Below are 23,898 nucleotides of genomic sequence, written 5' to 3'. Positions count from 1 at the left end.
ACTAATTTTTGGGACTTTCTTCTTTTTTGGACTCTTCTCGATAAATGGCCGGTATCACCTTGTCGCCGTGGGTAAGTTTGTGGTATCCCTCTACAACGATGTTTTCGTTGGGGACAAGGCCACGCTCTATGATTACGTTGTTACCCACTTCGGGACCGAGTTCGACCATCCGGCGTTCGGCTACGCTGTCGGTTCTTACGACAAAGATGTAGGCGCCGCCCTTTTCGATAATGATTGCCTTGGTAGGTACTACGACCGCTTTTTCCCGTACATCGAGCAGAAGTCGCACTTTGGTAAACTGTCCCGGCAGCAGGATGTGCTCGGGGTTAGGCATCTCGGCACGAACCGAGAAGGTACCGGTTTGCGGGTCGACCTGCGGGTCGGCAAAGTCGACGATACCCCGTTGCGGGTAGGCCGAGTTGTCGGGCAGGGTGATGGTGATATAGGGTTCCCACGTGCGGGTTGTATCTTTCTGTCCCAGATTCACGTTGCGGGCTTTACTTTTCAGGTAGTCTAGCCCCGTCATGCTGAAGTCTACGCGCACCGTGTCGCTCTTGACCACCGTAGCCAGCAGCGACTGTCCACCCGGGCTCACGAGGGTACCTATGTCGACATTACGTTCCGATATGTAACCCGAGATGGGCGAGCTTACGGTTGTATACCCCAATGCTGTTTCGGCTTGGGTGAGGTCGGCTTCGCTCATCTCCACCTCGGCCTTGGCGCTCTCGTACGAGGCGATGGCGTTGTCGAGGTCGAGTTGACTGGCAGCATTCTGCTGGTAGAGGGGGCGTATACGCTCCAGGTCACGCTCGGCTTTCAGGGCCAGAGCCTTGTTCTTGTTCAACTGAGCTTTGGCTTTGTTGGCTCGGGCCTGGTACAGTTTAGGGTCGATAATGAAAAGTGGCTGACCCTTTTTTACATAGGTGCCTTCGTCGAAAAGCATTTTCTCGAGGAAGCCCTCGACCCGGGCCCGTATTTCGACAAACTGCTGGGCTCTGATGCGACCCACATATTCGCCATAAATCTCTACATCGTCGGTCTTCACGGGCTCTACTTCTACAATCGGCAGGTTGGGAGCCGGAGGTGCCGGTCGCAAGAACCAGTATAAGCCACCGCATATCAGAAGCAGGGCTATACCTATATATATCCACGAGCGTAACGAAATGCGGCGAAGTTGCTCTCGTAGCAGCAAAATGTAACCACCGATTCTTCGGGCCGTGCGCCGAATATTCTCAAAAGAAAGTTTTGTCATAAAATTTAATTCGTTGTTTTTTAGTGTCGAAACACAGTAATCCTAATTTAATGAAGAATGGAATGGTTTGCAAAAATACACTTTTTCCCTTTTATATGCGTTATTCTATTGCAATATTTAGAAAAAGAATCGCGAAAAATGGAGTTTTTTTTGTTTTATTCCAACTTAAATCGGATATTTGCAGCGGCTAAAATTTGATAAAGGCCCTTTTTTTGTAAAAAATCAATTTACAAAAAAGAACATATTTTATTTTACTTAAAAAAAATGCTTCTGTTGAGTGATTAAATTACTGAATATAAATGAATTTAAATTTTAACAAATTGACTCTTCGTACCATGATTACACAAAATAGAAAAAAAATATTTTTTTTTACTAGGGGAAAATCGGGAAATGGAGTTATTTAATATATCGTGAGAAAAAATAGCAAACTATATATAATGTATAATATGCCAGAAGAACGAATCATGAAAAAAACATCCCTTTTTTTGCAATGAAATCAAAAATTTATTTATATATTGCAACCGTTTTATTTTTGAAACGTGTAGAAATCGTATGATAAGGTTTCATTTGAGACAGTTTTTCCGTGGAAAACAGCATAACATTATAAATTATAAAAAGCCTATGGAGATAAAGTAACAGTTTTTTAATGAGAGAGGTAAATTTTTTTTTTAGTATTCGAATACCTATAAATGCACGTATGTATAGAAGAAATCTAAAAGCAATTATTGTAGCTTTTGTACTGGTTTCAGGTTTTGGAATCGGTACCGCTGCGCATGCCAGTGCAGCCCCGGCTTTGGCGTCGAGTACGACACAAGCCCAGAGTGTAAATCAGAATGTGGCCGCAGGTACGAAAGTGGTTACGGGTACGGTTACCGACCCCTCGGGCGAGACTCTTATCGGTCTTACCGTAAAGGTTGTGGGTACCAACGTAGTCGTAGCTACCGACATCGACGGTAACTATTCGATTAAAGTTCCCGCAGGGAGCAACGAGTTGGAGTTTTCGTATATCGGCTATGAGACGATAAAGAAAGCTATCAACGGACAGAGCAAGATTGATGTAGTGATGGACAGCAACGACAAGCTGCTCGACGAAGTGGTGGTAACCGCCATGGGTATTACCCGTAAGGAGTCGTCGCTGACCTATGCTACTCAAGAGATCAAAGGCGACGAGCTGATGAAAGTACAGGATGCCAACTTTGTAAACTCGTTGCAAGGTAAAGCTGCCGGTGTGACGATTACCCAGAGTGCCGGTGGTGCCGGTGGTACCTCGAAAATCCTGTTGCGTGGTAACAAATCGGTTATGGGTAACAACAGCCCGCTGATTGTGGTCGACGGTATCCCTATGACCAACCAGATCGGTGGTGCCGCTTCGTCGTGGAGCAGCGACGGTAACTCGCTTACCTATTCGAGCACGGCCGAAGGTGGTGACGCCCTTTCGCTCATCAACCCCGACGACATCGAGAGCATCAACATTCTGAAAGGTGCCAATGCCGCCGCCCTTTACGGTAGTGCTGCTGCCAACGGTGTGTTGATGATTACCACCAAACGCGGTAAAGAGGGTAGTGTCACAGTGAGCGTGAACTCCAATGTAACTTTCGAGACTCCGCTGGTTCTCCCCCAAATCCAAAACACCTACGGTGCCGATGTCAACGTGGCTGCCAATCAGCTCTCTACCACGAGCTGGGGTAAGAAGGTGTCGGATATGACGGCCGACGAGCTCGCCTACTCGGGCGCTCATCTGCGTAATTATACCCAAAACGATATCGCCGATTTCTTCGAGACGGGTGCTACCTACAACAACTCGGTTTCGATAAGCGGTGGTACCGAGAAGGTTCGTTCCTATTTCTCGTATGCCAACTCCTATTCCGATGGTATGGTGCCACACAACTCGTATCAGCGTAATACCTTCTCGTTCCGTCAGAACTACTCGTTGTTCAACAAGAAATTGAATGTAGACCTGTCGTTGAACTATGTACACGCCAATACCAAGAACCGTCCCGGTGGTGGTACGGTCATGAACCCCTTGTACGACTTGTATCGCATGCCGCGTAACATCGACATGGACTACTATCGCAAGAACTATCGGGGCGAAGGTACCTGGACCTCCAATATCTATGGCTACTACAACGACAAGAGAGAGTGGATACCCAACGGTACCACCCAGTTGTCGGGTCCCATGCAACAATGGGCTTATTTCTCGGCCGGCAACAACAACCCCTACTGGATTACCGGCATGAACCGGAGCGAAAACACCGAAGAGCGTGCCTACGGATCTATTTCGGCCAGCTATGAGATTATTCCCGGCTTGAAGGTTCAAGGCCGTTTGAACATGGACCGTGCCAAATACAAAGGCTTCACCAACCGCTACGCCACCACTTGGAATGTGGTCACGATGGAAGACTACGGTATGTATGGCCAAGACCTCTATTGGAGCAACGACGTATATGTAGATGCCATGTTGAGCTACAACAAGGAGTTCAAAGATTTCTCGGTATCGGCGTCGGCCGGTTGGGTAGGGCACACCGTGAAGGGCGAAACCCAAAAGATGTGGACCCGTGCCACCTATTTCTCTTATGCCGATATGAATGCGTTGCCCACCCGCATCAACTTCTTCGAGCCGTTGGCTTCGTGGGGAGGCAACAGCCTGAATACCTACACTCTCTCGTCCAACTGGGACAAGGGCCTCTTCTTCACCGGTCAGGTAGGTTATAAAGACTATGTATATTTGGAGGGTAGCTACCGTCAAGACTGGTACCGCGCTTTCAAGCAATTCGAGTACCGCGGTACCCCCGACAACTACGGCTATTTCTCGGTAGGTGCCAACACCTTGATGCACAAATACATCACCATGCCCGAGTTCATCACTCACCTGAAGCTGCGCGCATCGTATAGTGAGGTAGGTAACTCGATTCCCAACGAGGTATTCAGCATGGGTTCCGAGAACTTGGCTACCGGTGCCATCGCATCGTCGACCTACGGCTATTTCGACAACCCGCTGCCCGAAACTTCCAAATCGTTCGAGGCCGGTTTCGATGTATCGCTCTTCGAGAGTGCCCTCAACTGGGATTTGACCTACTACCACACCCAGCTGTGCAACAGCTATTTCCTGCAAACCACTACGGGCGGTAAGATGAAACCGGTCAACACCGGTCTCATTCGCAACCAAGGTGTCGAGACCACCCTCTCTTACTCGCTCAATTTCTCGAAAGACTGGATGTGGAGAACCTCGGTCAATTTCTCGTACAACGACAACAAGATTGTGAAAACCTTCAAGGACGATCAGGGCAATTCAGCCAGACTCGAGCAGAAGATTGCCGGTGGTAATATCTTGGTTCGTTATGACGAAGGTGGTTCGTATGGCGACATGTACGCCCTCGACTTCCGTCGCAATGCTGACGGCAGCATCTGGCTCAGCTCCGAAGGTGCTCCTCAGGTAAGTACGACCGACTTTGTCTATCTGGGCAACATGAACTCCAAGTTCCAGTTGGGTTGGGGTAACACCTTCAGCTGGAAAGACCTTTCGCTCTACTTCCTGATCAACGGCCGCATCGGTGGTAAAGTCATTTCGCTCACCGAGGCTTACCTCGATTATCAAGGCGTTTCGAAACGGGTAGGCGATGCTCGCGACTACGCGGCTGCTCACAACCTCGTGTGGACGTCGTCCGACGGTTCGGTTACGAAACCGGGTATGATCATGCCCGACGGCAATGTGGCTCCTATCCAAGAGTACTATCAGACCGTAGGTGGTAACTACATGGGGTCGCAATATGTTTACGACGCCACCAATTTCCGTCTGGCCGAACTCTCGCTGGGCTATACCTTCCGCAATCTGTTCGGCGGTGTTATCCGCAACCTGTCGCTCTCGGTTATCGGCCGCAACCTCTTCTTCATCTACAAGGATGCTCCGATCGATCCCAATATCGCTCTTTCGACCAAAAACGGTTTGGGTGCATTCGACATCTTCAATATGCCGGCAACCCGTTCGATCGGTGTGAATTTGAAAATTGATTTTTAAGTAAGTAGCCAATAATTAAGATAGAAATATGAAAAAAACCATTTTAACGGCATTTTGTGCCATGCTTGCGGCTGCAAGCCTGCACTCGTGTTTGGATTTCGATATGCCTACCGATACCTTTACCGGCGGTCAGACCGATTTGGATCCGGTCGTGTACAGAGGTAAAGCCGATAGCATCGACTATCGGAAAGTGATTTCGGAGCAGGGCTTCAACGATGCTATGTCCGATTTGCAGCAATACTTTGCTCAGATGAAGACAGCCCAATACTACCTGCGTGGTGGTAAAGATGGTCAGACCCCGGGTCCGCACCAATACCAGTATGTCTACAACATCACGGTCGATAACTATGCCGGTTATCTGGTAGTACCCCACAATTTTGCAACTGGTCTGGGTGGCTCGCTCAAGTCGACCTATGCCTACAACCAGGACTATTGCGATGGCCCTTATGGTGCATTCCTCAGCATCAAGAACAACATCGCCAACATGATCAACCACCCCACAATCGATTCGATTCCCGAATTGAAAGCTATCGGTCTGTTGATCTTCGACTATTCGGCACAAGAGATGGTCGACCTCTACGGTTCTATTCCTTATGTAGACCATAAGTCCAATAAGGAGAGCAACCCCTTTACCTTCAACAAGATGGCCGATATCTACGCTTCTATCGTAGATAACCTCGATACCATCAACGCCTGCTTGAAGCACTTCGACAGTCGTCCCGACTGGTACAAAGCCGGTGTACAATCTATTTTGGGTCAATACGATGTGATGACTCAAGACAAGAGCGTAGCATCGTGGTGCCGCCTGGCCAACTCGTTGAAACTGCGTATGGCCATGCACACCGTGAAGGTTCAACCCAGTGTAGCTCAGAAATGGGCCGAAGAGGCTGTTCAAGCCGGTGTTGTAGAGACTACTGCCCAAGAGTTGCTGCTCGACCCCATGATGATGGGTTATACCAACCCCTTGTTCGAGATTGCCAACAACTGGGGTGATACCCGTCTGAACGCTTCGTTCGAGAGCCTGCTCGCCAGCCTCAAGCACCCCTATCTGGAGTATGTGTTCGACAAGAACAGCAATATCGTTGTCAACTCGTCCGACCCCAATGACATCATGCAAGCCAATACCCGCATCATGGGTCTGCGTGCCGGTATCCGTATGATTCAGGGTCAGGCCTACAAGGACAACTTCCGCATTGCTTACTCGTCCATTAAAAACAATGGTGAGATGGCTAATGCTCCGCTCTATCTGATGAAGGTTTCGGAGGTTGAGTTCCTGCGTGCCGAAGGTGCTCTGCGTGGTTGGAACATGGGCGGTAGCGCTCAACAGTTCTACGAGCAAGGTATCCGCAACGCTCAGGTAGAACACCGTCTGATGTCTACTTATTATCCCAATGCTGTCGACGAGTACATGAGCCTCGAAGCTCCTGTGGCCTATAAATATGTAGATCAGTACGATCACAGCTACGATGCCGAGAGCGTGACCACCATCGGTGTGAAGTGGAACGAAGGTGACTCGCAAGAGACGAAACTCGAGAAAATCATTACCCAGAAGTACATTGCCGCTTTCCCGTACTCTTATGAGTCTTGGAACGACATGCGCCGCACCGGCTATCCCAAACAGTTCGAGGTGCTGAACGTAGAGGATGGCGACGGTAGCCTGGTACAGGGCGATATTATCCGCAAGATACCTCTGCCCGGTCGTGATACGTCGGTAGGTATGTCCGATATCACCGCCTCGGGTATCGAAGCATTGGGCGGTAGCGATACGCAAGGTACTCGTGTATGGTGGGACGTAGCCGGTTCCAATTTCTAATTTTCAACCAGTATAGTCACAGAGCGGGGGAGAACCCCCTCGGGTCGCTTCCCCGCTCCTCGCTATAACAAAAAACACAATCTTTTTTTTAATTTAATGTTTTTATCATGAAGAAGTTTACCGTATTCGGTGCGGCTCTGCTCTTAGGCACAGCCGTAAACGTGCAGGCACAGGACGTAACCTACCCCGCGTCTGCATCGACTGAGATTTTTGACTTTGCTCCATGGGACGACGATCAGCTGCTCGTGCTCTTTGCCAAGGCAGCCGACGAGGGCCGCAAGTATCCTACCAAGGAGGAGTTTGAGGCTGCCGGTTTCAATCTCGACCTGGAGTTCTCGCGTTCGCACGTGCGTCCTGCCGCCATCATGGAGGATGCCGACAAAAACATCGTTCCCGATGTGTATCCTACCCGTCGGTTGTGGATGAACATTCCTACCGGTCAAGGTGACCTGATTGGCGGTTATCCCAGCGCCGAGTTCCACAACGACGTTTACTCCATGTGGAACTACACCAACCTCTATGGTGCCTGGAACCACAGCATTCTGCAAGCTCCCGGTTCGTGGGCCGATGCCGCTCACAAAAACGGTACCCACATGTTCTCGGGTATCAAGTTCTTCGAGTCTTGGACTCCTGGAGGAACATCGAGTGAGTATGTTAAGTTTATTACGACCAAGAACGAAGACGGCTCGTTCCGTTATGTCGATGCCCTGTTGAATGCCTTGATTTATCTGGGTCTCGATGGTATCAACTACAATTTCGAGGACGAAGGCTATAAAAATGCCGATGTAATGGCTTTCCACAAAGCTCTTTACAAAAGAGCTGAGGAGATTGGTTTCGACAGCTTCCACATCGGTATCTATACGAGCAGCTCGTCGTTGACCAACTACAACTTGGATGCTGTATTTGGTACAAAAGAGACCGGTAAGACGGCCGACCTGATGCTGAACTATGCTGCCAATGACTTCTCGTGGAGTATTGCTTCGTCTGTAACGACTGCCGAGCAGGCCATGGGTTCTGCCGACGGTCTCTACGCCGGTGTATGGATGGTAACCTTGAACCGTCGTTGGACCGCTCTGAACCAAGATGAGCAATCCAAGAAGTGTGGTGTATGTCTGTGGGGCGAGCACAAAGTAAGCCGTATCTTCCAATATACGGTAGGTAACTCGCTGATGGAGTTGCAATCCAACTATCAGACGCTGTTGGAGAAGGTATTCTCGGGTGCTAACCGCACGCCGCTGAATCGTCCGGTTGTCTCGAACTCGGCCGGTAACTTCCAAGTATCTCCCTCTGTTGGTATCGACCAACAGTTGACCTCGTTCTGCGGTCTGGCTTCGTTCATTCCCGAGCGTACGGCTATCCAAGGCGACCTGCCTTTCAACACCAACTTCACGCTGGGTAACGGTGATTTCTATGCCTACAAAGGTAAAAAGACACTGGGTAGCTGGTACAATATGGGTCAGCAAGACTATGTACCTACCTATCGTTGGGTCATCTACAACACGGGTACCGAAACCCTCTCTAACGACATCAAGGCCGAGTTTACTCACGAAGATGCTTACATCGGTGGTTCTTCGTTGCGCCTGAAAGGTACTCCCACTTCGACGGGTGCCGACGTATGGTTGTATCGTGCCAAACTGAATGTTTCGGCTGGTAATCCTAAAGCTAAAATTGCTGTGAAGACGGGTGTTGAGGGTACCAACGCTTCGAACCTCTACCTCATCTTGAGAAAATTCGACGATTCGAACTGGATGGAATTCCCCGTAGGCGACCTGGCTGGTGCAACCTGGGAAGAGAAAGAGATTGCTCTTACAGGTCTTAACGCCGGCGATGTAATCGAATACATCGGTTTCCGTGTAAAAGGTTCGGCTGCCAATGACGACTATAAGATCATGATTGGTCAACTCATGCTGAGCGACGACCGTGCTTCTTCGGCTCCGGCCAGCATCGATGGCGAAAGCATCATCGCCGAAGTAAAAGAAGAGACTACCTCTTCGTTGTCGGTGAAACTGACTTGGAAAGTTGATCCCACCGGTTTCTCGCCTGCACGTAAAGACTACGGCATGATTTACAACGACGAAGTAAACGTAGATCACTTCGAACTCTTCTACAAGAATGGCGAAGACGGCCGTGTATCGGAAGTAGGTCGTACCTCTACCTGGTCGGCTTATATTGGTAACATCCAATTCGCAAACGAAAACGACGATCCTTATGTAGGTATCCGTTCGGTATCGAAAGACATGAAGACCTACTCGCCCATCGAATGGGTTCACATCGCACGTTCTACCGAAACTTTGCCCGAGGCTTCCAACTCGCAATATCCTCCGACGTACATCAACTCGGCTGCCGATGGTTACGAGACCGCTTTGAGAACTCGTTACATTGCCGAAGTGAAGACGACCGGTGCTACTCAAAACCTCGACTACTCGAGAAGCGACTCTGTAGGTGGTGAAAACTACCTCTTCGCCGAGGAGTATGTACTGAAAGTTGAGCAAGGTCAGAAAGTAACCTTGACTCTCAAAGGTGCCAACTTGGACGATAACCTCAAGTACTGCTTCGGTGTTGCTTATATGGACTGGGATATCAACTACGAGTTCGATGCTACGACCGACGAAAAACTCTTCGAGGTTGGTCAGCTGAATGCCGGTACCGACTCGATCGTATCGGGTTCGACCTTCATCATCAATGTTCCCGAGGATGCTGCAGTGGGTACGACTCGTCTGCGTATGGTATTCTCCGATGCATGGTTCCCGCACCCCGGTCCCACGGGCGGCACGCAAAAAGGTTTCTCGATCGACTTCCCGGTTGAAGTTTCTGGCTCGAATGCTGGTCGTGAACCGGCTGCCGGTTATGCCGACTTCCGTGATACCGGTGTTGCCGACGAACCCGAAATGAACGAAGTATCGGGTATCGAGAACGTAGTCAACGAAAACGGTGGTCTCTCTGCTGTTTCGTCGATGTATCCCACGGTTACGAGCGATATGATCTACTTCAACAACGTAGAAAAGGCTTGGATATACACTGCCGACGGTCAATTCGTTAAGTTCTTGAAGAACAACCCCGAATCGGCTAATGTATCTGACCTCTCTGCCGGTGTTTATGTAGTGAAGATGCAAAACGGTCGCGTAATTCGCAACCAAAAGATGATCAAAAAATAATCTAAGATTGTTTTAGATTATAATCAGTCTGAAAAAGACTGCCTCTCTCGAAAGGTTATCCGATGTGAATCGGATAACCTTTCTTTTTTTTCCCGCCAGGGAAGAATACAAATGGAGTGGGGTAGAGTGAGGAGATGGGTGAAACAGAAAAGGCATTGGCAACCGCATGAACAACGATTGCCAATGCCTTTATTGTTTTGTCGGGGTAGCGGGATTCGAACCCACGACCCCCTGCTCCCAAAGCAGGTGCGCTAACCGGACTGCGCTACACCCCGAAACAAGCAATGGCCCTCTCTTTTTGGGCAGGGCAAATTTACTGCTTTTTTTCGTATCGCCAACTATGCGCCCATATTTTTATCAAATTCTTCGGTAAAAGATACCTGTTTACCGATGTTTTATTTTAATTTTGCAAGGACATTCGGGCTGTTCCGAATGCCGTTGAGTAACCGAAATCAATAACAACAAAACATATAAATCCTATAACAATGTATAGAACGAATACATGTGGAGAGCTGCGATTGAGCCATGTGGGCCAACAGGTAACCCTGGCCGGTTGGGTGCAACGCAGCCGTAAGATGGGTGGTATGACTTTTGTCGATCTGCGCGATCGCTACGGTATCACTCAGTTGGTATTTAACCAGGAGACCAACGCCGGTTTGTGCGACCAGGCCAATAAACTGGGGCGCGAATATGTGATACAGGTGACGGGTACCGTGACCGAGCGCTCGAACAAGAACGCCAATCTGCCGACGGGCGACATCGAAATCATAGCCGAGAAACTGGTCATTCTCCATACGGCCGAGACTCCGCCCTTTACCATCGAAGACGAATCGGATGGTGGCGACGACATTCGCATGCAATACCGTTATCTCGATTTGCGCCGTCCCATTGTACGCCGCAATCTCGAGTTGCGTCACAAGATGGCTTTCGAGGTGCGCCGTTATCTCGACGAGTTGAACTTCCTCGAGGTAGAGACGCCTGTGCTGATAAAATCGACTCCCGAGGGAGCCCGCGACTTTGTGGTACCGTCGAGAATGAATCCGGGCGAGTTCTATGCGTTGCCGCAGTCGCCGCAAACCCTCAAGCAGTTGCTGATGGTGTCGGGCTTCGACCGCTATTTCCAGATTGTAAAGTGTTTCCGCGACGAAGACCTGCGGGCCGACCGTCAGCCCGAGTTTACGCAAATCGACTGCGAAATGTCGTTTGTGGAGCAAGAGGATATTCTCAATATCTTCGAGGGCATGATCAAGCATCTGTTCAAGAAAATCCGCGGTATCGAGTTCAACGAGCCGTTCTTGCGCATGACGTGGGCCGATGCCATGAAATACTACGGTAGCGACAAACCCGATATGCGTTTCGGCATGCGCTTTGTCGAACTGAAGGATTTGACCGAGGGCCACAACTTCGGGGTGTTCGACAGTGCCGAGTATGTAGGCGGTATCTGCGCCGAAGGGTGTGCTACCTATTCGCGCAAACAGCTCGACGAGTTGACCGACTTTGTGAAACGTCCGCAAATCGGAGCCAAGGGCTTGATTTATGTACGTTTCGACGAGAACGGAAATCCCAAGTCGTCGGTCGACAAATTCTATTCGCCCGACGACCTGAAGAAGTGGGGCGAACGTTTCGGAGCCAAACCGGGCGACCTGCTGCTGATTCTGGCCGGTCCTGCGATGAAGACCCGCAAGGCACTGTGCGAACTGCGTCTGGAGATGGGTTCGCGTCTGGGCTTGCGCGATAAGAATACCTTTGCTCCGCTGTGGGTTATCGACTTCCCCTTGTTCGAGTGGGACGACGAGACACAACGCTTCTATGCGATGCACCACCCCTTCACCTCGCCCAAGGCCGAAGATATTCCCCTGCTCGATACCGATACGGGAACCGTGCGGGCCAATGCCTACGACATGGTAATCAATGGCGTAGAGCTGGGCGGCGGTTCTATCCGTATTCACGACAGCGAGTTGCAAGACCACATGTTCCGCCTGCTGGGATTCACCGAAGAGCAGGCCGAGGCTCAATTCGGCTTCCTGATGAATGCCTTCAAATACGGAGCTCCTCCTCACGGAGGTCTGGCATTCGGTCTCGACCGCCTGGTATCGATGTTTGCCGGTCTTGATTCGATTCGCGACTGCATCGCATTCCCCAAGAACAACTCGGGTCGCGATGTCATGCTCAATGCACCGTCGCCGCTGGACGACTCGCAATTGAACGAATTGTGTATCAAAGTAGATTTGAAGGATTAACAGCACGTGGTAATTCTAAATGATATTATAGAGACCATCGAGTCGGTAGCACCTGTCGCCTGGCAAGAGTCGTACGACAATGCCGGGTTGCAGGTGGGCAACCGGTTTCAGCCGGTTTCGGGAGCGGTTGTGTGTCTCGATGTGACCGAAGGGGTTGTCGACGAAGCTATCGCCTTGGGCTATAACTTGATTGTGTCGCATCACCCCCTGCTCTTCAAGGGGCTGAAATCGATTACGGGGAGGAGCTATGTCGAGCGTATTGTCATCAAGGCAATCCAACACAACATAGCCATCTATGCCGCCCATACCAATCTCGATAATGCTCCGGGCGGTGTCTCGTTCAGAATGGCCCGCAAGTTGGGCTTGACTGAGGTGCGGGTGCTCGACCCCATGCCCGGGTTGCTGATGAAACTGGTTACCTATGTGCCTGTTTCTCATGTCGAAGCGGTGAGAACCGCTCTGTTCGAGGCCGGGGCTGGACATATCGGCAATTACGACCAGTGCAGTTTCGGTCAGGAGGGCGAGGGTACCTATCGTCCCGGGGTGCAGGCTCATCCCTATTGCGGTACGATAGGCGAGCAGCATCGCGAGTCCGAGACTCGACTCGAAGTAATCGTGCCCGTCTACATGCAGGGTGCCGTCGAGACCGCCTTGAAGCGGAGCCATCCCTACGAAGAACCGGCTTTCGACTGGATACCTCTGGCCAATCGCTGGGAGCAGGTGGGGGCCGGAGTGGTGGGCAATTTGCCTGAACCGGCCGACGAACTGCTGGTGCTGGAGAAGCTGAAAGATACCTTTGCGGTAGGTTGTGTGAAGCATTCGCCTCTGCACGGGCGCAAGATTTCGCGTGTGGCCCTGTGTGGCGGTGCCGGAGCATCGCTCATGTCGAGAGCCGTTGCCGTCGGAGCCGATATGTTTGTGACGGGTGAGATACGGTATCACGATTATTTCGAATATGAGTCGCGTATCCTGCTGGCCGAAATCGGTCACTATGAGAGTGAACAATATACAAAAGAGATTTTTTGTGAGATTATTCAAAAAAATTTCCCTACCTTTGCAATCCGTTCTACACAAGTAGATACAAATCCGATAAATTATTTGTAACGTATGGCTACTGACAAAACAAAAGCTGAAAAAGAATATACAGTGGAAGAGAAGTTGAAAACACTGTACGATTTGCAAACCATTCTCTCGGAGATCGATAGAATAAAGACGCTGAGAGGCGAACTGCCCCTCGAAGTTCAGGACCTCGAAGACGAAATTGCCGGTCTTGAAACGCGTATCAAAAACTATCATACCGAGATAGAAGACCTGAAAGCTGCCGTAGCGGCCAAAAAAGTAGAAATACAAAACGCCCAAACGCTTATCGACAAATATACCAAGCAGCAAGACAATGTGCGCAACAATCGCGAATTTGACTTCCTCTCGAAAGAGATAGAGTATCAGACTCTCGAAATTCAGTTGTGCGAGAAACGTATCAACGAATACATTGCCGCACAAGAGGCCAAGAGCAAAGAGGTGGCTGCTTCGGAAGAGACGCTGCAGGATCGTCAGCATATCCTGGCCGAGAAGAAGAGCGAACTCGACGAAATCGTTTCGGAGACGAAACAGGACGAGGAGAAGTTGAGAGAGAAGGCCAAGAAACTCGAGAACAAGGTAGAGCCCCGTTTGCTCGCTGCCTTCAAGCGCATCCGCAAGAATGCCCGCAACGGTCTGGCTGTGGTTTACATCCAACGCGACTCTTGCGGTGGTTGCTTCAACCGCATTCCGCCTCAAAGACAGCTCGACATCAAGATGCGTAAAAAGATTATCGTTTGCGAATACTGCGGACGTATCATGATTGACCCGGAACTTGCCGGTGTAAAGGAAGAGCATTAAATCGATTGAAACGATATGGAAACAGCCGGTCACCCGAGTGGTGACCGGCTGTTTTGTTTTCTGCAACTTGCAGCTCGCAGGTTATTTGATTCGAATAGTCTGTATGGGTTGTTGCTTGACGGCGTCGAGCGGTTGTACCTGATATTTGACTCGACCGAAGTCGATGCTCTTCAGATCGAAGCAGCGGATGGCGCTGTTGTACATGGTGCGGTAGTAGAGCAGGCGGTTGGCCATGTCGGCAGCCGAAGTCCATTGCGTAGCGCTGGGGATGTCGGTAGGAGTCTGACCGGTCGTAAACTCAGCTCCTATGGGGATGTCGAAGTTGTTGAGAATGTGGAAACTCTCGGTAACGGCTTCGATTGCAGACTGGGACTGTGGAGCGGTGGTCTGGTAAAAGGCCGCACGCACAAAGCGGGAGGGCGGTGTGATGTCGCCGGGAAGACCCAGAAATCCGCTGCCGGCACCGAACGAGGATAGCTTGATGTCGCCGAACGACTTGGGTTCGGTCGTTCCCGGATAGAGGTTGATGTAGTTGTTGAGATTGGTCATTTGCCAATCGAAGCCCGGCGAGTTGGTGAGTACCCCCAGCTTGTTTTCATAAAATTGCATCTTGCCGGCAATAATCTCCAGCACCACTTGGCGGCCTGTTACGTCGGTCATGCGCCAGTGGACCGTCGAGGCCCGCGGGTCTATCGATACGACGTGCACCGTTTTCAGTCCTTCGATGGCTTCGTCGACAGTGGCGAAGTTGCCCAGAATCCAGGCAACCAGTTGCAGGTCGGCCATGCTCGAGGCTTGTTGTGCCGGGTTATAGGCTTCGTATTGTCCGTAATTGGGAAAGTAGAAGAGCCCGGCCGACAATCCGGCCTCGTTCATCCCTTCGGCTACAAACTCTTTTTGCTCTACGGCCAATCCCACATAGCCATATTTGGCTGTAAATTTCATGCCGGTTTGTTGCCCGCCCGGTACATAGGAGCGTTGTTCGTATCCGCGGGGAACAATCACATATTGGCTGTTCAAGTCGCTGCCGCCCCATTCGATGGTACGGGCTACGATTTTGGAACCGTCTTTTACCGTGAGGGTAATTCCCGTGCACGCCCATAGCTGTGGGGTAGCAATAGCGGCAGCCGCAATCAGTAAGGAAAATAATCGTTTCATCGTTGCTGTATATTAAGTTAGAACATGTGCGATAGTCTGGCCGATTCAAAGGTATGAAAATATTTACGAACCCCATGGGGGTGAATGTATTTCTCGTCACTGAGCCTGTTGCCGGCCTTTTTATAAACGCTCGATGGTTGTGAAAAGTTTGGGAACGGAGCTGAAGAAAAGAATGGGTAAAAAAATACCGACCGAAGGGAGACTTCAGTCGGTATGATATGATTTTTTCTCCGATGAATTTAGAACCGGAAACTGATGTAGAAGTAGTTACCCGACGTTTTCCAGGTCTGGTTCTCGTCGTCGATTTTATATGAAGTAGAGCCCCAACGGTATTCATAGCCCAGCGAGATAACTTTGTATGAAGCAGCCAAACCGGTATTGAAGTAAGAGCCGTAGTTGCCTTTGAACTCGTTGCCGTTGGTATTGAACATCATCGAGTAGGTGGGGTCGTAGCGGAAATAGAGATTGACCTTCAGGAAGTCGATAGGGTTGACGGTAATCGAGGGGCCGAACTGCATGGAGATTTCTCCTTTGTAAATATCACTGTCGTCCCGGGTATAGAGTCCGTCTTCCTCTTCGTATTGAGCTACGGCAATGTCGAAGAAGGTCCAGTCCAAACCGAATTTGATCATACCCAGAAGCGGTTTTTTGTGCAGGTAATAGGTTTTGCCACGTCCGATAGAGAATGCAAAATCGCTGTTCAATTTCGGTTGTCCGTTACCTCGGTCGAGCGAGGTCATACCATAGGCGATATAAAAGTATTTGCTGCGTTTCCAAATCTTTTCCTGACGAGCCAGATATTCGAGTTTGGCGTTCATCTCGTTGGTGAGGTTTACCAGCGAAGTGTTAAGGCTGTCTACCTGATTACGCAATGCTTTGTTCTGGTTGCGATAGACAAAGAGCGAATCTTTCAGTTGGTCGTTCTCGACCGACAGCTCCTTGTATTTGCCCAACAAGTTTTTCTGTGCTCCGTCAAGCGAGTCTTTAGTAGCCAGGAGTAGTGCGTGTTTGCTTTTGAGGGTCGAGTTTTCCTGCGACAGTGTCTGATTGGCGGTTGTCTTTTCGTCGATGACTTTTTGCATGACACCGATCGAATCCTTCAACATTTGGTTCTGCTTTTTCAGAGTCTGAGCCGACAGAGGTATTATCGACATTCCGATAAGACATAAGAGTACAATTCGTTTCATAATTTTAGATCTTTGTTTCAGGACAAAAGTATATAAAAAGAATAATATACGTATAATAATCTTTATTCTTTTGTTCGGAATTATTGGAGCCTTGTACCTGTTCTTTAACTTAATATCGACAAGAGCAGTAGCTAGCTGATAAATATCTCGGGCATGCCCGCAGCAGAGTCGGGGGTAGAGTACTGCTCCAGCAGGTGGAAGCACATCCGTTGCGAGCGTATGGGTGGGCCTGGGGTGCGGACATATTGGTTACCCAGATATTCGTCTATGCGGCAGGCTTTTACATTGTCTCGCAACTGCAGGTCTATGACCGACAGGATTTCGTTTTTGATATGCTGGTCGAAAATGGGTACGGCGGTCTCGATGCGGCGGTTCAGGTTGCGGCGCATCCAGTCGGCCGATGACAGATATACCTCTTCGCGTCCCCCGGCATAGAAGTACCAGATGCGGGCATGCTCGAGGTACGAGTCGATGATGCGCGTCATGTGTATGTTGCGGCTGTAAGGCTGGTTGGGTACCAGGCAGTTGATGCCGCGCACCAGCAGGTCGATGTGTACGCCTGCCTCGCTGGCATCGTAGAGGGCATCAATCATGCCCGTGTCGTGCAGGCCGTTCATTTTCAGAATGATGTGTGCCTTCCGTCCCTGACGGGCCTCTTCCATCTCGAAACGTATTTTCCGTTTCAACTCGTCGACCATGTTGAACTGGGCCACGAGCAACGTCTTGAAATCGCGGTCTTTTGAAGAACCGTCGAGTATGGAGAAGAGCTTGTCGAGTTCGCTCGTAATGGCGCGGTTGACGGTAAACAGCCCCATGTCGGAGTAGATGCGGGCTGTGTCTTCGTTGAAGTTGCCGGTACTCATGAAAGCATAGGCTTGGGGGTGAGAGCTGTCGGTAGGGGCACACTTGACCAATAAGGCCTTGGCATGGACCTTCAATCCCGGGGTGCTGTATACGACACGAACACCCGACTCCTGCATCAGTTCCGAGGTGATGATGTTGTTCTCCTCGTCGAACCGGGCTTTGATTTCGACATATACCGTCACCTGTTTCCCCTGTTTGGCGGCGTAGAGCAACTGGTCTATCACTTCGGAGTTTTCGGCTACCCGATATTGTGTGAGTTTTATTTCAGTCACGGCCGGGTTCTCGGCAGCCTCGGTCAGGAACCGGGTGAGGTAGTCGAACGACTGATAGGGGAAATGTATCAGAAAGTCGCGATGGCGAATCACCTCGAACATCGACGGGGCGTTGTCGAAGATGGGCAGCCGCATGGGCGAGGGGAGAGTTTCGCTCAACACCTTGCCGGTGAGGTTGGGCAGTTTGGTCAGGTCCTCCAGATTCAGATACCGGCTCGAGCGGATGCACTGTCCGTGCGGAATGTCGTAGGCTTCGCAGATATACTCCAGCATGTCGCGAGGCATGCAGCCGTCGTAGACCAACCGGTTGGCGTTGCCGATCTTGCGTTTCTTGACCCGCTTGCGCACGGCATCGACAATGTTGGCCCCCTCTTTGGGCTCGATGGAAAAGTCGGCATCGCGCGAGACCCGTATCGCATAGTGCGAGTCGATGTCGAATCCCGGGAAGACGATGTCGAGGTTCAAGGCAATCATGTCGTCGATAAACATCACGTAGTTCTTTCCGTTGTGCGGAGTGAGCTTGATAAACCGCGGCACTTTGCTGAACGGAATCTTTATCTGGGCATAGAACGGTTGTCGGTCGGGGTTGTTGCGTTCGCTCTTCCGATACATTTTGATGGCCAGGTAGAGCCGGTTGTCGCGCAGGAAAGAGACGATGTCGTCTTTCAATATCAACACCGGCTGCAAGAAAGGGAATACCTCTTCTTTAAAGAAGTTTCGCACCTCGTCCCGGTGGCACTCCTCGATTTTCTCCTGATGGTACAGCACCATACCCTCGCGCTCGAGTTCGGGGATGATGTCGTTGAAAAAGAATTTGTTGAAGTCGTCGACCTGCTGGTTGACTTCCCGGTTAATCGACTCCAAGGTACGCTCGGCCTGCTCCTTCTCCTCGTCGCTTTTCGCAGAGTCCGACAGAATCTGGTGATACTCCGAAACCCTCACGCGATAAAATTCCTCTTGATTCGACTGGTATATCGACAGAAACCTGATGCGGTCGAACAACGGCACCGTCTTGTCCATGGCCTCCATCAATACCCGGTAATTGAAAGATAACCAACTGATATCACGTTTGAAATACTTCCGAACATTTTCCATAGTTGTCACCGTAAGGATTAAGTAACGGTAAATATACGAATAATGTTCGGGCGCACAAATTTTTTCTCGCAAATCTGCATCTCCCGTTTCTCCATATCTTGTCGTACTAATCTGTTGTTTTGTGCAATTATTCCACAGAATTTTTTTAATTTTGCAGATAGCGAATTATGGCCCTGGCAGGGGCTTGAAAAACAATGGTCATGGATCACAAAACTTTTTTGACGCAGTTGCAGACCCGTTTGGGCAAAGATAAAGGGGAGGTCGAGGAGTATATGTCGGCCTTTCTCCAAATCATGAAAGAGCGTTGTGCACAGATGGACTCGGTAGCTATTCAGGGGTTCGGCACGTTCGAACCGAAGAAGAAGCTGGAACGGGTTGTCGTGAATCCTGCTACGGGCAAACGCATGCTCGTGCCCCCCAAAATGATTCTGTCGTTTAAGCCGGGCAGCGCTATTAAAATGAAACTTAAAATGCTCTCGTCGAAATGAATGAAAAAATATCTTTCCCCGATTTGGTTACCTTGCTCGCCACAAAACTGAATGTGACGAAAAAGGAGGCCGAGGCTTTTCTCAAGGAGTTCTTCACGATTTCGACAGAGGTTATCTCGTCGGGCGAGGAGCTGAGAATCAACGAGCTGGGTGTATTCAAGCCCATTTGGGTAGAACCTCGTGCCAGCGTGAACGTGCAGACGGGCGAGCCGGTGGAGATACCGGGCCATTACAAGGTGTCGTTTGTTCCCGACAAGGTGCTGCGCGAGGCGGTGAATGCTCCCTTTTCGAGCTTTTCAGTCGAGATTCTCAATGACCACGTGTCGACCGAGGCCATGATGGCCGTAGGCGATGAAGGAATGGCCGAAAGTCGTGAGGGCGATGGATCCGAAGAGGAGCCGGTGGCGGCCGACGAACCGGCAGCCCCGGAGGCGATGCCCCTTCAAGAAGAGGTTGAAGACGCCATTATGCCCGAAACAGATAAGCCTGAAGCGCCGGAGATCGAAGACCTGCCGGGCGAAAAGGAGGAGCAACCGGTTGTTCCCGAATCGGGCGTGATACCTGAACCGGCCTCTGACCCGGATGCCGAAACAGAGCCGGAGCCCGATGTGGTTTCATTGGAGCAAGATGAGCCAGCCGAAACCTCGGAAGAGCAACCGCTCGAGACCGAGATCCAACCCGCCGTAGAGCCTGTGGCTGAAACCCATGCGGAGCCTGTTGCGGACGAACCGAAAGCCGACGTTCCGGCACTTGTCCCCGTAGAAACCGACACTGACTATACCGACTATTTACAGAAGTCGGCCTCGCGCCGGGCCTTCTGGTGGGGAGCTCTCTCGGCACTGGGTGTAATCGTGGTTATCGGGGTGGCCGTGTGGTTCTTCTTGCGAGGCGATGAAGGTATACGAATAGGCGAATATACACTTTCACTAACCAATGAAGAGGTATTCGCGCCTCAGCTGCAAGCGAACCAAGTGGCCGATACGGTTGTTGTATCGGAGCCGGTCGATACGACGGCTATGGTCGATGTGGCCGAACGGGATTCCGTAGCTGAAAAGCCGGTTGCCCAGTCAGAGAAAACCGAGCGTGTGGAGAAAACAGAAAAAACGAGCCAGTCGGCAACAACACCCACAACGGCTGTAGAGGCCGAGCCGGTGGTCGAGACCATCCGATCGGGGGTATTTCTCACGACGTTGGCCCGTAAATACTTCGGACACAAGACCTTCTGGGTATATATCTACGAAGAGAATAAAAAGGTGATTAAGAATCCCAATCAGGTACCCATCGGAACACGGGTGGTTATTCCCGAAGCTTCGAAGTATCATATCGATGCCAAAGACAGACGTTCGGTCGAAGCTGCCAAGGCTCTGGCCGTGAAGATTCTGAGCCAGTATGAGTGACCGATAGCTGAGTCGTTGACCGAAGGGGTTGGCGACTTAGTCTTTTTTAAGTGAATGGTTAGCCATTTTTAACGCGATAGGGGAGATATAGAGCCTCTCTATCGCTAATTTTGCGAGAGATAAAGTGAAAAAACGTATAAATTGAAAATATAAAAAGAGAAAACGTATGAGTGAAACAGTTGATATTCGGGAGTTGAACGACCTGATTGCCAGCAAGAGTTCGTTCGTGAATATGATTACACAGGGCATGGACCAGGTGATTGTAGGCCAGAAGCATCTGATCGATTCGTTGATGATTGGTTTGCTTTCCAACGGTCACATCTTGCTCGAAGGTGTTCCGGGTTTGGCCAAGACGTTGGCCATCAAGACGCTGGCTTCGCTGATCGACTCGAAATACAGCCGTATCCAGTTTACCCCCGACCTGTTGCCTGCCGACGTGGTAGGTACCATGGTATACAGCCAGGCCAAGGAGCAGTTCCAAATCAAGAAGGGCCCCATCTTCGCCAACTTCGTGCTGGCCGATGAAATCAACCGTGCCCCGGCCAAGGTACAGAGTGCCTTGCTCGAGGCCATGCAGGAGCGCCAGGTGACCATCGGCGAGCAGACGTTCCGTCTCGACGATCCTTTCCTGGTAATGGCTACACAGAACCCCATCGAGCAGGAGGGTACCTATCCGCTGCCCGAGGCGCAAGTCGACCGTTTCATGCTCAAGGTGATTATAAGCTATCCCAAGAAAGAGGAGGAGAAGCAGATTATCCGCCAGAACATCAGCGGACGTAAGGTCGAAATTAAACCGGTGCTGAAACCCTCTGAAATTATCGAGGCTCGCGATATTGTACAAAAGGTATACATCGACGAGAAGATCGAGCGCTATATCGTCGACATCGTGTTTGCTACCCGTTTCCCGCAAGATCACGGTCTGGCCGACTTGAAAGAGATGATTTCGTTCGGTGCTTCGCCTCGTGCCTCTATCAGTCTGGCCATGGCAGCTCGCGCCTATGCCTTCTTGAAACAACGCGGCTATGTGATTCCCGAGGATGTGCGTGCCGTATGCCACGACGTGCTGCGTCACCGTATCGGGCTCAGCTACGAAGCCGAGGCCAACAACATGACGGCCGAGGAGATTATCAGCGAGATACTCAACAAGGTAGAAGTACCCTAAATAACCGGTTAGGGAGAGCTGCTGTTTATGGAAACCAGTGAACTGTTAAAGAAAGTCCGTCATATCGAGATAAAGACGAGGGGCCTCTCCCGCAACATCTTTGCGGGTCAGTACCACTCGGCCTTCAAGGGGAGGGGTATGGCCTTCTCCGAAGTGAGGGAGTATCAGTATGGCGACGATGTGAGAGATATAGACTGGAATGTGACAGCCCGCTACAACAAGCCCTTTGTGAAGGTTTTCGAAGAGGAACGTGAACTGACGGTGATGTTGTTGGTCGATGTCTCTGCCAGCCGTAACTTCGGTGCCGTGGGAGAGGCCAAGCGTGAAATGATGGCCGAGGTCGCTGCCACGATAGCCTTTTCGGCCATACAGAACAACGACAAGATCGGCATGATTTTCTTCTCGGACAAAATCGAGAAGTTTATCCCGCCGAAGAAGGGGCGCAAGCATATCCTCTATATCATACGCGAACTGATCGATTTCACCCCCGACAATACGGGAACCAACATAGGTCTGGCCTTGGAGTACATGACCAACGCCATCAAGAAACGGTGTACGACGTTTTTAATCTCCGACTTCATCGATAACGGCGATTACAAAAACGCCCTCTCCATTGCCAACCGCCGGCACGACCTGGTAGCCATACAGGTCTACGACCGTCGGGAGTCGCAGCTGCCCAACGTGGGGCTCATCAAGTTGCAAGACTCCGAGCGGGGTGTCGAGCAGTGGGTCGACTCGTCGTCGGCCGCCGTGCGGGCCCGGTATGCCGAGTGGTGGAATGCCCGGCAAGACAAGATGCTGACCACCTTGCGCAAGAGCCGTGTCGACCTGGCGACCATCGCCACCGACGACGACTTTGTGGTGGCCCTGATGAATCTCTTCCAGCGAAGAGGGTAATAAAAATTTGAGATTCTATGAAAATACGATCTATCTTATTGCGAGTGTTTGGCGGATGTCTGCTCGTGTCGATGAGTGCCGCAACGGTGTCGGCCCAGAATCAGATAGTGGTGCGGGCCCAGATGGACTCGGCCGCCATCATGATGGGCGACCAGACGACGGTGCGCCTCGAGGTGTCGCAAGACAAAGGCAAGTTTGTGCGGCTGCCTATCATACAAGACACGCTGGTAGCCGGCGTAGAGGTGCTGAAGATTTCGAAACCCGATACGGTCGATTTGAAAAACAACCGTATACAGGTCAACAACGAGGTACTTATCACCTCGTTTGACTCGGGCCTCTACTATCTGCCTCCTTTCAAATATGTTATCGACAACGATACTTTCGAGACCCAGTCGTTGAGCCTCAAGGTGGTTCCGGTGCCGGTCGATACGACGCATGCCGAGTTTGACATCAAGGGGGTCGATGCTCCTCCCTTCGTCCTCTGGGACTATGTGCCGGCATGGGTCATCTATCTGCTCATCGCTCTCGTTGTCATAGCCGCCGGTATCTATGCCTACTGGCGCTGGGGTCGCAAGGCCAAGGGTGGCGAGGCTGCTGCCGAAGAGAAGGCCATACCGCCCTACGAACGAGCCATACAGGCTTTGCACGAGTTGAAAGACTCGAAGCTCTGGCAGCAAGGTCAGGAGAAGGCCTACTATACCAACCTGACCGAAATCCTGCGGGTATACATCGACCAGCGATTCCACATCAACGCCATGGAGATGACCTCGACCCAGATTATCGACACGCTGCGGCGTAACGAGGAGACCAAAGCGGTGAACCAGCAGTTGCGCGATATTCTCGAGATGGCCGACTTCGTGAAGTTTGCCAAGATGCGGCCGCTCCCCGACGACAACGAGCAGGTGATGCGGTATGCCGAGAACTTTGTCGAAGAGACCAAGCCCGAAGAGAAGGCACCCGAACAACCTGCTGCCGACGGTACGGCTCCCGAGAAACCGGAATAAACCCATTGTTGAACAAAGGCT

General features: G+C 50.9%; 15 protein-coding genes and 1 tRNA gene. 11 read left to right on the top strand and 5 right to left on the bottom strand.

The genetic code is table 11. The features are described 5' to 3' along the window. Window position 1 precedes the first annotated feature (1 nt). Entirely contained in the window at window positions 2-1,252 is a 1,251-nt protein-coding gene (locus tag B5F38_RS01225) for an efflux RND transporter periplasmic adaptor subunit (RefSeq protein ID WP_087407497.1), read from the bottom strand. A gap of 697 nt (window positions 1,253-1,949) precedes the next feature. Between B5F38_RS01225 and B5F38_RS01220 the strand changes: the two genes are divergently transcribed. The 3 genes from B5F38_RS01220 to B5F38_RS01210 all read left to right on the top strand — a co-directional run bounded on the left by B5F38_RS01220 (window position 1,950) and on the right by B5F38_RS01210 (window position 10,235). Then, window positions 1,950-5,267, top strand: a complete 3,318-nt coding sequence (locus B5F38_RS01220; protein ID WP_087407496.1) for a SusC/RagA family TonB-linked outer membrane protein — start codon at window positions 1,950-1,952, stop codon at window positions 5,265-5,267. A 28-nt stretch (window positions 5,268-5,295) separates the two neighbouring features. Then, a complete protein-coding gene (locus tag B5F38_RS01215) occupies window positions 5,296-7,080 on the top strand; it encodes a SusD/RagB family nutrient-binding outer membrane lipoprotein (protein ID WP_087407495.1) in 1,785 nt (594 codons plus the stop codon). A 107-nt stretch (window positions 7,081-7,187) separates the two neighbouring features. Then, window positions 7,188-10,235 carry a T9SS type A sorting domain-containing protein gene (locus tag B5F38_RS01210; protein WP_087407494.1) on the top strand — a complete coding sequence of 1,016 codons (3,048 nt, stop codon included), beginning with the start codon at window positions 7,188-7,190 and terminating at the stop codon, window positions 10,233-10,235. A gap of 200 nt (window positions 10,236-10,435) precedes the next feature. Here the strand turns inward: B5F38_RS01210 and B5F38_RS01205 are convergent. Continuing rightward, window positions 10,436-10,510: transfer RNA gene (locus B5F38_RS01205), tRNA-Pro, on the bottom strand. Between the two features lie 210 nt (window positions 10,511-10,720). Between B5F38_RS01205 and aspS the strand changes: the two genes are divergently transcribed. From aspS to B5F38_RS01190, 3 genes are read left to right on the top strand one after another with little or no spacing between them, the layout of a single operon-like run. After that, window positions 10,721-12,475, top strand: a complete 1,755-nt coding sequence (aspS, locus tag B5F38_RS01200) for an aspartate--tRNA ligase (protein WP_087407493.1) — start codon at window positions 10,721-10,723, stop codon at window positions 12,473-12,475. Window positions 12,476-12,481: 6 nt separating this feature from the next. Continuing rightward, the gene (locus tag B5F38_RS01195) at window positions 12,482-13,579 is read left to right on the top strand and encodes a Nif3-like dinuclear metal center hexameric protein (protein WP_087407492.1); all 1,098 of its coding nucleotides are present in this window, start codon (window positions 12,482-12,484) and stop codon (window positions 13,577-13,579) included. A gap of 3 nt (window positions 13,580-13,582) precedes the next feature. Then, complete coding sequence (locus B5F38_RS01190) at window positions 13,583-14,353, top strand: C4-type zinc ribbon domain-containing protein (protein WP_087407491.1); 771 nt, start codon at window positions 13,583-13,585, stop codon at window positions 14,351-14,353. Window positions 14,354-14,434: 81 nt separating this feature from the next. Here the strand turns inward: B5F38_RS01190 and B5F38_RS01185 are convergent, their stop codons facing one another. The 3 genes from B5F38_RS01185 to ppk1 all read right to left on the bottom strand — a co-directional run bounded on the left by B5F38_RS01185 (window position 14,435) and on the right by ppk1 (window position 18,929). After that, complete coding sequence (locus tag B5F38_RS01185) at window positions 14,435-15,511, bottom strand: choloylglycine hydrolase family protein (RefSeq protein WP_087407490.1); 1,077 nt, start codon at window positions 15,509-15,511, stop codon at window positions 14,435-14,437. A 239-nt stretch (window positions 15,512-15,750) separates the two neighbouring features. Beyond that, window positions 15,751-16,698: a hypothetical protein gene (locus B5F38_RS01180; protein ID WP_143240880.1), complete on the bottom strand. Its 948-nt coding sequence runs from the start codon at window positions 16,696-16,698 to the stop codon at window positions 15,751-15,753. Window positions 16,699-16,829: 131 nt separating this feature from the next. After that, window positions 16,830-18,929, bottom strand: coding sequence for a polyphosphate kinase 1 (gene ppk1, locus B5F38_RS01175; protein ID WP_087407488.1), 2,100 nt, complete (start codon window positions 18,927-18,929; stop codon window positions 16,830-16,832). 200 nt (window positions 18,930-19,129) lie between these two features. On the opposite strand from ppk1, the gene B5F38_RS01170 reads away from it, so the two are divergent. The 5 genes from B5F38_RS01170 (at window position 19,130) to B5F38_RS01150 (ending at window position 23,877) form a co-directional block, all read left to right on the top strand. After that, window positions 19,130-19,417, top strand: coding sequence for an HU family DNA-binding protein (locus B5F38_RS01170; protein ID WP_087407487.1), 288 nt, complete (start codon window positions 19,130-19,132; stop codon window positions 19,415-19,417). After that, window positions 19,414-20,814: an HU family DNA-binding protein gene (locus B5F38_RS01165; protein ID WP_087407486.1), complete on the top strand. Its 1,401-nt coding sequence runs from the start codon at window positions 19,414-19,416 to the stop codon at window positions 20,812-20,814. Before B5F38_RS01170 ends, B5F38_RS01165 begins: the two co-directional genes overlap by 4 nt. 166 nt (window positions 20,815-20,980) lie before the next feature. Further along, window positions 20,981-21,976: a MoxR family ATPase gene (locus B5F38_RS01160; protein ID WP_087407485.1), complete on the top strand. Its 996-nt coding sequence runs from the start codon at window positions 20,981-20,983 to the stop codon at window positions 21,974-21,976. Between the two features lie 27 nt (window positions 21,977-22,003). Then, entirely contained in the window at window positions 22,004-22,873 is an 870-nt protein-coding gene (locus tag B5F38_RS01155; protein ID WP_087407484.1) for a DUF58 domain-containing protein, read from the top strand. Between the two features lie 17 nt (window positions 22,874-22,890). Then, on the top strand, window positions 22,891-23,877 hold the full coding sequence (locus B5F38_RS01150; RefSeq protein WP_087407483.1) for a DUF4381 family protein: 987 nt from the start codon (window positions 22,891-22,893) through the stop codon (window positions 23,875-23,877). The last annotated feature ends 21 nt before the right edge of the window (window positions 23,878-23,898 follow it).

This window comes from Barnesiella sp. An22 (genome assembly GCF_002159975.1).
GTDB lineage: Bacteria > Bacteroidota > Bacteroidia > Bacteroidales > Barnesiellaceae > Barnesiella > Barnesiella merdigallinarum.
The sequence above is the reverse complement of the archived record's forward strand: the minus strand, read 5'-3'. Positions and strand labels throughout refer to the sequence as shown.

Bases quoted from the DNA above. Each gene is read 5' to 3' on its own strand.
- B5F38_RS01225 (WP_087407497.1), bottom strand. From the start codon at position 1,252: ATGACAAAACTTTCTTTTGAGAATATTCGGCGCACGGCCCGAAGAATC.
- B5F38_RS01220 (WP_087407496.1), top strand. From the start codon at position 1,950: ATGTATAGAAGAAATCTAAAAGCAATTATTGTAGCTTTTGTACTGGTT.
- B5F38_RS01215 (WP_087407495.1), top strand. From the start codon at position 5,296: ATGAAAAAAACCATTTTAACGGCATTTTGTGCCATGCTTGCGGCTGCA.
- B5F38_RS01210 (WP_087407494.1), top strand. From the start codon at position 7,188: ATGAAGAAGTTTACCGTATTCGGTGCGGCTCTGCTCTTAGGCACAGCC.
- aspS (WP_087407493.1), top strand. From the start codon at position 10,721: ATGTATAGAACGAATACATGTGGAGAGCTGCGATTGAGCCATGTGGGC.
- B5F38_RS01190 (WP_087407491.1), top strand. From the start codon at position 13,583: ATGGCTACTGACAAAACAAAAGCTGAAAAAGAATATACAGTGGAAGAG.
- B5F38_RS01185 (WP_087407490.1), bottom strand. From the start codon at position 15,511: ATGAAACGATTATTTTCCTTACTGATTGCGGCTGCCGCTATTGCTACC.
- B5F38_RS01180 (WP_143240880.1), bottom strand. From the start codon at position 16,698: ATGAAACGAATTGTACTCTTATGTCTTATCGGAATGTCGATAATACCT.
- ppk1 (WP_087407488.1), bottom strand. From the start codon at position 18,929: ATGGAAAATGTTCGGAAGTATTTCAAACGTGATATCAGTTGGTTATCT.
- B5F38_RS01170 (WP_087407487.1), top strand. From the start codon at position 19,130: ATGGATCACAAAACTTTTTTGACGCAGTTGCAGACCCGTTTGGGCAAA.
- B5F38_RS01165 (WP_087407486.1), top strand. From the start codon at position 19,414: ATGAATGAAAAAATATCTTTCCCCGATTTGGTTACCTTGCTCGCCACA.
- B5F38_RS01160 (WP_087407485.1), top strand. From the start codon at position 20,981: ATGAGTGAAACAGTTGATATTCGGGAGTTGAACGACCTGATTGCCAGC.
- B5F38_RS01155 (WP_087407484.1), top strand. From the start codon at position 22,004: ATGGAAACCAGTGAACTGTTAAAGAAAGTCCGTCATATCGAGATAAAG.
- B5F38_RS01150 (WP_087407483.1), top strand. From the start codon at position 22,891: ATGAAAATACGATCTATCTTATTGCGAGTGTTTGGCGGATGTCTGCTC.